The sequence below is a fragment of the Thermosynechococcus sp. genome (assembly GCF_046299655.1).
Classification (GTDB): domain Bacteria; phylum Cyanobacteriota; class Cyanobacteriia; order Thermosynechococcales; family Thermosynechococcaceae; genus Thermosynechococcus.
The window spans coordinates 1-543 of the sequence record NZ_JBKBHZ010000043.1 but is presented as its reverse complement, the minus strand read 5'-3'; the positions used below and the strand labels follow the sequence as shown (position 1 = coordinate 543).

Below are 543 nucleotides of genomic sequence, written 5' to 3'. Positions count from 1 at the left end.
GACGAGAGACCTCCGGGGCCTTTTTCGGCCCCGCGCGGGCCTCGTGCGCCCCATTGGGGCGCACTTACCCCGTCGCGGGCTGCAGCAGGTTTCGGCGCGCCATCCAGAGATTGGCCAGCATCAGCAGTGTGGTGATCTGCGCGGCGTTCTTCTTCAGGCCCCGGTAGCGTACCTTGGTGTAGCGAAAGACGCACTTGACCACCCCGAAGATGTGCTCACCGCGCGCGCGGATGCGCGCCTTGACGGTCTCGAGCTCATCCAGCACCGCATCCAGCGGCTGGGTGGTGTCCAGCTGGCGGCGCCTGCCCGGACGCATGGCCACGTGCCAGTTCACCTTGGGGTGACGATCCTGAACCTCCTCGCGCTTGTCCACACCCTGGTAGCCCGCATCGGCAAAGACGTCTCGCTCCTGTCCGTGCAGCAGGGCGTGGGCCTGCGTGACGTCATGCACGTTGGCCGCTGTCACCACCACGCTGTGCGCAAGTCCACTGGCCGCGTCCGTGCCGACATGCGCCTTGCAGCCGAAGTGCCACTGGGGGCAGG

1 protein-coding gene is annotated in these 543 nt (G+C 67.4%); it reads right to left on the bottom strand.

The features are described from left to right. Window positions 1-64 precede the first annotated feature (64 nt). Window positions 65-543 (bottom strand): IS5 family transposase (locus ACK4HN_RS11940; protein ID WP_409877778.1); only part of this gene is annotated, 479 nt, incomplete at its 5' end.